The sequence below is a fragment of the Pseudomonas sp. 21615526 genome (assembly GCF_013386245.1).
Classification (GTDB): domain Bacteria; phylum Pseudomonadota; class Gammaproteobacteria; order Pseudomonadales; family Pseudomonadaceae; genus Aquipseudomonas.
In genome coordinates this window covers 97,543-104,253 of sequence record NZ_JACAOM010000028.1, presented here as the reverse complement: position 1 = coordinate 104,253, position 6,711 = coordinate 97,543, and the positions used below count along the sequence as shown (strand labels likewise).

Genomic DNA, 6,711 nt, shown 5'->3' with positions numbered 1-6,711 from the left:
AATTTGCGTCGAAGAGACCAGATTGCGGTGTGTGAAGACGAAACGAACCGAAAGTTCGAGATCTTGCAAAACACCGAAAGCTATCACATACCCAATTTGCTGAAGCGAGGCCAGCTGGCCACGACTCAGTACCCGAATTTCTTGACGACCATAGAGCATTGGAACCACCTGATCCCATCCCGAACTCAGCAGTGAAACGATGCATCGCCGATGGTAGTGTGGGGTTTCCCCATGTGAGAGTAGGTCATCGTCAAGATTAAATTCCAGAACCCCTGATTGCTTATGCAGTCAGGGGTTTTGTTTTGGCGGTCGGAAAATTTGGGCGGTCGAATTTCAAGCATCTTCAATGCTAACGTCCTGCCTTTCTATGCAATGGCCTAATGCATGGCTATCATGCGTGCCTCATTGTGAGGCGAGACCTGCATGCTGACGTTGTTGAAACTTCTAAAAGATGGTCGATTCCACTCCGGGGAGGCGCTCGGTGCTGCCTTGGGTGTCAGTCGCAGTGCTGTATGGAAGCAGCTTCAGCATCTCGAGGCGGAATTGGGTCTACCTATCCATAAAGTGCGCGGCAGGGGGTATCAGTTGGCTGCGCCCCTGATACTGTTAAGTGCCGATGAAATAGCTCGGCATGTACCTGTTCCTGCATGGCCTGTTCATATCTCTGACTCCATTGACTCTACCAATGCCGAGGCATTGCGGCTGATTGAATCGGGTCGCACTGCGCCATTTCTTGTGCTTTCAGAACAGCAAACTGCAGGCAGGGGAAGGCGCGGACGAAAGTGGGTCAGTCCTTTCGCTCAAAACGTCTACTACAGCCTTGTGATGCGGATCGAAGGCGGCATGCGTCAGTTGGAAGGGCTAAGCCTGGTGGTCGGACTTGCAGTTATGCAGGCGCTGCGCGACGCGGGTGTTCGTGGTGCAGGGTTGAAGTGGCCAAATGACGTTTTGGTCGGGCAGAAAAAAATCGCCGGAATTCTCCTGGAACTGGTCGGGGATCCCGCTGACGTCTGTCACGTCGTTATTGGTATCGGCATCAACGTGAACATGCAGAAGGCGGATGAGGTCGATCAGCAATGGAGCTCCGTACAGTTGGAGAGCGGCAGTGCTGTTGATCGCAACTACCTGGTAGCGCGTCTTGGAGTGCAGTTGCAGGCTTATCTTGAGCGTCACCAGGCATCTGGCTTTTCGGCAATTCAGGGTGAGTGGGAGCAAAGCCATTTATGGCAGGGCCGGCCTGTATCGCTCATCGCGGGCGTGAACCAGATTGACGGCGTGGTGCTGGGGGTCGATGGGCAAGGTGCATTGCGGTTGAGCGTGGATGGTGTTGAGAAAGTATATAGCGGTGGTGAGCTAAGCCTGAGGTTGCGTGATGATTCTTGAGCTCGACTGTGGGAATAGCTTTATCAAATGGCGGGTACTTGAGTCGGATAAGGCTCGTATCTTTGCCGAAGGTGTCGTTGGGTCGGATGCCTCGCTGATCGACAGCCTGTTCGCGCTCACGGGGCTCGCGTTAAAAGACTGCCGGCTGGTGAGTGTTCGCGCTTCGGATGAGACGAGTCAACTGGTCGCTACCCTGGTCGAGGCATTTGGCGTCAAGGTGCTGTGTGCTGCTTCGGCGAGGCAGATGGGTGGGGTGCGGAACGGGTACGAAGATTTCGAGCGCCTGGGACTGGATCGTTGGCTCGCGATGCTGGGTGGGTTTCAGCTGGCGTCGGGCGCGTGCCTGGTGCTCGATTTTGGCACCGCCGCAACAGCAGACTTCATTTCCGCAGACGGTGAGCATCTCGGCGGTTTCATTTGTCCGGGGATGCCGCTGATGCGTAATCAGCTTCGAACACATACCCGCAAAATACGCTATGACGATATCGCCGCTGAACGGGCTCTTGAGGCGCTCTCTCCAGGGCGCACAACTGTGGAGGCGGTAGAGCGCGGCTGTACGCTCATGCTGAGGGGTTTTGTGTTGACCCAGCTGGAGTTGGCTCGAAGCTATTGGGGGAGCGATTTTACCGTCTTCCTTACCGGTGGGGACGCTGAGCTCGTGGCTGACGCTGTGCCTCACGGTAGGCTTGTCCCTGATCTGGTTTTTGTTGGCTTGGCGATGGCGTGCCCTTTGTCCTGAGGTTTTTATGCGTTGGCTGTTTCTGCTTTTGCTGGTCCTCAATGTCTTCTATTACATCTGGCATCAGCAGGAGGCCCCTCTGCGCGCTAAAGATGTCACGCCTTTGGCTCTCTATCGTGGTTCTCAGCAAGATATCCGCCTGTTGAGCGAATCGGCTGATGCGATGGTTCGGCGAGACAGGGCAAAAGCGCCTGATGCGCAGGCGATGTGCTTGTATATCGGCGGTTTGCCTGATCAGAAAGAGGCTCAATCCGTTGAGCAGCGCCTCACGAGCCTGGATATCAAGGTCAGGCTGCAGTCTCTGAACCTGCCTGATGCGTCGGGATACTGGCTGCGAGTGGCCCCTGAAAGCAGGCGTCTGGCCGATGATCTGCCCTTTGAAAACCTTGCTAATGAATTCAATGAGTTAAAACATAAAATAATGCCGTGCGAAGGCATTGCAACCTTCGAATAGTTTGCATAGAATGGCGCCCGCTTCGCAGTGAAGACCTTCTAGGTCGACAGGGTGAAGCGAAGGTCAATGCAGCTAACCTCATATTTTTTAATGAGAAAATGCTTGACAGAAGGCTGGCATGATGTAGAATGCCGGCTCGCTTAGGAGGGGTTCCCGAGCGGCCAAAGGGATCAGACTGTAAATCTGACGTCTACGACTTCGAAGGTTCGAATCCTTCCCCCTCCACCATTTTAGCGTGAGCTGCAAGCTCCGCGGGTATAGTTTAGTGGTAGAACCTCAGCCTTCCAAGCTGATGATGCGGGTTCGATTCCCGCTACCCGCTCCAAGTTTGCAGGTTGTGCAAGTTGTTTCGCTCTTGTAGCTCAGTTGGTAGAGCACACCCTTGGTAAGGGTGAGGTCAGCGGTTCAAATCCGCTCAAGAGCTCCATATAACAAGGCAGATATGAAAATATCTGCCTTTGTTTTAACAGCTACCTCCGGTTGAATATGCCCTCTCTCGCTGTTTTGTTTGGGTGGGTTTCAGGTCTGCAGGGGTTTGTTGTTGTAAAGTCTTTTTCAGATCGGCATAATTGTCGGCCTGATTTTGTTTTAGGTCAGTAGCTCAATTGGCAGAGCGACGGTCTCCAAAACCGTAGGTTGGGGGTTCGATTCCCTCCTGACCTGCCAGATTCACTTGGTGTGTCTGGCTTTCTTTTCACAGGATCTTCATAGATGACTCCTAAGGCTGAAGCTCAAGGCTCTCGCTTCGATCTGCTCAAGTGGCTTGTAGTAGTCGCTGTTGTGGTTGTAGGCGTTGTTGGCAACCAGTACTACTCTGGGTCGCCAATCCTGTACCGTGTCCTCGCATTGCTCGTCCTTGCTGCTGTTGCTGCCTTTGTTGGCCTGCAGACTGCAAAAGGCAAGTCGTTTGCGGTCCTGGTGAAGGAAGCTCGTACCGAGATCCGTAAAGTCGTTTGGCCGACTCGCCAAGAAACCACGCAGACCACGTTGATCGTGGTAGCTGTTGTTCTGGTTATGGCGTTGCTGTTGTGGGGGCTTGATTCCCTGCTCGGCTGGCTTGTTTCCTTGATTGTTGGCTAAGGGTGTCCCGTGGCTAAGCGTTGGTACGTTGTGCATGCTTACTCGGGTTACGAGAAGCATGTCATGCGCTCTTTGCTAGAGCGCGTAAAGCTGGCAGGCATGGAAGATGGCTTCGGCGAAATTCTGGTTCCCACTGAAGAAGTGGTTGAAATGCGTAATGGCCAGAAACGCAAAAGCGAACGTAAGTTCTTCCCTGGCTACGTGCTGGTTCAAATGGACATGAATGAGGGTACTTGGCACTTGGTCAAGGACACTCCTCGCGTCATGGGTTTCATCGGCGGTACCGCTGATAAGCCTGCTCCGATCACTGACAAAGAAGCAGAAGCAATTCTGCGTCGCGTTGCTGATGGTAGCGACAAGCCCAAGCCGAAGACGTTGTTCGAGCCGGGTGAGGTTGTTCGTGTCACAGATGGTCCGTTCGCTGATTTTAACGGCACCGTCGAAGAAGTTAACTACGAAAAGAGCCGGATCCAAGTGGCAGTGCTCATTTTCGGTCGCTCTACTCCGGTAGAGCTAGAGTTCAGCCAGGTCGAAAAAGTCTAGCTGAGCAAGCATCCCAACCCCGCAGCCTTAGGCTGTGGGGTTTTGTCGTCACTGGGATAAACGCGCAAGTAACCGGGGAGCCTTTCGAGGCGTTCGAACCCGTAATTGGAGTGCCTCATGGCCAAGAAGATTACCGCTTACATCAAGCTGCAAGTGAAGGCCGCTCAGGCCAACCCAAGCCCACCTGTTGGTCCTGCTCTGGGTCAGCACGGCGTGAACATCATGGAATTCTGCAAGGCCTTCAACGCCCGTACTCAGGGTATTGAGCCAGGTCTGCCGACTCCAGTGATCATCACTGTATACAGCGACCGTAGCTTCACCTTCGAAACCAAGTCGACCCCGGCTTCGGTTCTGTTGAAGAAAGCTGCTGGTCTGACTAGCGGTTCCGCTCGTCCTAACACCGTTAAGGTTGGCACCGTGACCCGTGCTCAGCTGGAAGAAATCGCGAAAACCAAAAACGCGGATCTGACTGCAGCTGATATGGATGCAGCCGTGCGTACCATCGCCGGTTCTGCTCGTAGCATGGGCCTTAACGTGGAGGGTGTGTAATGGCTAAGCTGACCAAGCGCCAAAAGGCTATCGCCGGCAAAATCGAAGCGGGCAAGTCCTACAATTTTGTAGACGCTGCTGCTCTGCTGACCGAGCTGTCGACTGTCAAGTTCAGCGAGTCTGTTGACGTTGCTGTAAACCTGGGCGTTGACCCACGTAAATCCGACCAGGTCGTTCGTAGCGCTACTGTGCTGCCACACGGTACTGGCAAGACTGTACGTGTAGCTGTCTTCACCCAAGGCCCAGCAGCTGAAGCTGCTCTGGCCGCCGGCGCCGATCGCGTTGGCATGGACGACCTGGCTGCCGAAATGAAAGGCGGCGACCTGAACTATGACGTCGTAATTGCTTCCCCGGATGCAATGCGCGTTGTAGGTCAGCTGGGTCAGATCCTTGGTCCACGTGGTCTGATGCCTAACCCTAAAGTCGGCACCGTGACTCCAGACGTAGCTACCGCGGTTAAAAACGCCAAGGCTGGTCAGGTTCGTTATCGCACCGACAAAAACGGCATCATTCACACCTCCGTTGGCAAAGTTGGCTTTGATGCCGTCAAGCTGAAGGAAAACGTTGAAGCCCTGATCGCTGATCTGAAGCGTATCAAGCCAGCTTCCTCGAAAGGTATCTACGTCAAGCGCGTTACCCTGAGCACCACTATGGGCCCAGGTCTGGTCATCGACCAAGGCTCGCTGGACGTATAAGACACAAATTGGCGCAAGTAATTGCGCCAATTGAAAGATTGGGGTCCCTGCCTGGCGGGGGCTATCCAAGACCGTAGGCGACGCAAGTCTTAAACCACAAGCCTACGCAGATGGTGCTCCCGGTTCCTTACCGAATCAGACACCAAAACGACATCCGGCCCAGGCCAGATGAAACGGTAACAAGCAGGAGTTAAACCCGTGGCAATTAATCTCGAAGACAAGAAGGCCATCGTCGCTGAAGTCAACGAGGCTGCCAAAGCTGCTCTGTCCGCTGTCGTGGCTGATGCCCGTGGTGTGACAGTAAGCGCTATGACCGGACTCCGTAAAGAGGCTCGTGAAGCTGGCGTATACGTACGTGTTGTACGTAACACCCTGCTCAAGCGCGCTGTTGCTGACACTGAATACAGTGTCCTCAACGACGTGTTCACTGGCCCGACCCTGATTGCGTTCTCCAAGGAACATCCTGGCGCTGCTGCCCGTTTGTTCAAGGAATTCGCCAAGGGTCAGGATAAGTTCGAGATCAAGGCAGCTGCGTTCGAGGGCAAGTTCCTCGCAGCTAACCAAATCGACGTACTGGCAACACTGCCGACCCGTAACGAAGCTATTTCTCAGCTGATGAGCGTGATTCAAGGCGCTACCAGCAAGTTGGCTCGTACTCTGGCCGCAGTTCGCGAGCAAAAAGAAGCTGCCGCAGCCTAAGGCTGAGCATCTCCTCTCGCGTATTTTTGTTTATTTCGATGGCCGCGTAGGCCGTCCCCCAATTCAGGAATTACAGCAATGTCTATCTCCCAAGACGATATCCTCAACGCCGTAGCTGAAATGTCGGTTCTGCAGGTTGTTGAGCTGATCAAAGCTTTCGAAGAAAAATTCGGTGTTTCCGCTGCCGCTGCTTCGGCTGGCCCAGCTGTTGCCGCTGTTGCTGCTGAAGAGCAAACCGAATTCAACGTCATGCTGCTGGAAGCTGGCGAGAAGAAAGTAAACGTGATCAAGGCAGTACGTGAACTGACCGGTCTGGGCCTGAAAGAAGCCAAGGCAGTAGTTGACGGCGCCCCTGCCCAGGTTCTGGAAGCAGTGTCGAAAGACGCAGCTGACAAAGCTAAAGCAGTGCTGGAAGAAGCAGGCGCTAAAGTCGAGCTGAAGTAAGCATCGACCTTGCGTCTCCAGCCCAAGCGTTAAGCTGAAGGCTGATGGCTGGTGGCTCTTGCCACCGGCCTTTTTCCGTTATTGGCAATCGACTCGGTCGTCGCCTATAACGCGCTGTAACCACC

9 protein-coding genes, 4 tRNA genes and 1 rRNA gene are annotated in these 6,711 nt (G+C 54.0%); all 14 read left to right on the top strand.

The window, feature by feature from the left end:
- The first annotated feature begins 140 nt into the window (after window positions 1–140).
- The 14 genes from rrf (at window position 141) to rplL (ending at window position 6,586) form a co-directional block, all read left to right on the top strand.
- Window positions 141–256 (top strand): 5S ribosomal RNA (gene rrf, locus HX786_RS09725).
- 167 nt (window positions 257–423) lie between these two features.
- Entirely contained in the window at window positions 424–1,383 is a 960-nt protein-coding gene (gene birA / locus HX786_RS09720; protein WP_003210105.1) for a bifunctional biotin--[acetyl-CoA-carboxylase] ligase/biotin operon repressor BirA, read from the top strand.
- The gene (locus tag HX786_RS09715) at window positions 1,373–2,122 is read left to right on the top strand and encodes a pantothenate kinase (RefSeq protein WP_087692333.1); all 750 of its coding nucleotides are present in this window, start codon (window positions 1,373–1,375) and stop codon (window positions 2,120–2,122) included. Before birA ends, HX786_RS09715 begins: the two co-directional genes overlap by 11 nt.
- A gap of 7 nt (window positions 2,123–2,129) precedes the next feature.
- Window positions 2,130–2,576, top strand: a complete 447-nt coding sequence (locus HX786_RS09710; protein ID WP_003210101.1) for a hypothetical protein — start codon at window positions 2,130–2,132, stop codon at window positions 2,574–2,576.
- Between the two features lie 143 nt (window positions 2,577–2,719).
- Window positions 2,720–2,804: transfer RNA gene (locus tag HX786_RS09705), tRNA-Tyr, on the top strand.
- A 23-nt stretch (window positions 2,805–2,827) separates the two neighbouring features.
- Window positions 2,828–2,901, top strand: a tRNA-Gly gene (locus HX786_RS09700).
- Between the two features lie 26 nt (window positions 2,902–2,927).
- Window positions 2,928–3,003 (top strand) — tRNA-Thr (locus HX786_RS09695).
- Window positions 3,004–3,166: 163 nt separating this feature from the next.
- Window positions 3,167–3,242, top strand: a tRNA-Trp gene (locus tag HX786_RS09690).
- A 45-nt stretch (window positions 3,243–3,287) separates the two neighbouring features.
- The gene (secE, locus tag HX786_RS09685) at window positions 3,288–3,656 is read left to right on the top strand and encodes a preprotein translocase subunit SecE (RefSeq protein WP_178912000.1); all 369 of its coding nucleotides are present in this window, start codon (window positions 3,288–3,290) and stop codon (window positions 3,654–3,656) included.
- Between the two features lie 9 nt (window positions 3,657–3,665).
- Window positions 3,666–4,199 (top strand): transcription termination/antitermination protein NusG, encoded by a 534-nt coding sequence (nusG, locus tag HX786_RS09680; protein WP_003176436.1) that lies wholly within the window; start codon window positions 3,666–3,668, stop codon window positions 4,197–4,199.
- Window positions 4,200–4,316: 117 nt separating this feature from the next.
- Entirely contained in the window at window positions 4,317–4,748 is a 432-nt protein-coding gene (rplK, locus tag HX786_RS09675) for a 50S ribosomal protein L11 (RefSeq protein WP_003210097.1), read from the top strand.
- Window positions 4,748–5,443, top strand: a complete 696-nt coding sequence (gene rplA / locus HX786_RS09670) for a 50S ribosomal protein L1 (protein WP_003176434.1) — start codon at window positions 4,748–4,750, stop codon at window positions 5,441–5,443. The genes rplK and rplA overlap by 1 nt, the downstream gene beginning before the upstream one ends.
- Window positions 5,444–5,641: 198 nt before the next feature.
- A complete protein-coding gene (gene rplJ / locus HX786_RS09665; RefSeq protein WP_003210095.1) occupies window positions 5,642–6,142 on the top strand; it encodes a 50S ribosomal protein L10 in 501 nt (166 codons plus the stop codon).
- Between the two features lie 78 nt (window positions 6,143–6,220).
- Entirely contained in the window at window positions 6,221–6,586 is a 366-nt protein-coding gene (rplL, locus tag HX786_RS09660) for a 50S ribosomal protein L7/L12 (RefSeq protein ID WP_003210093.1), read from the top strand.
- The last annotated feature ends 125 nt before the right edge of the window (window positions 6,587–6,711 follow it).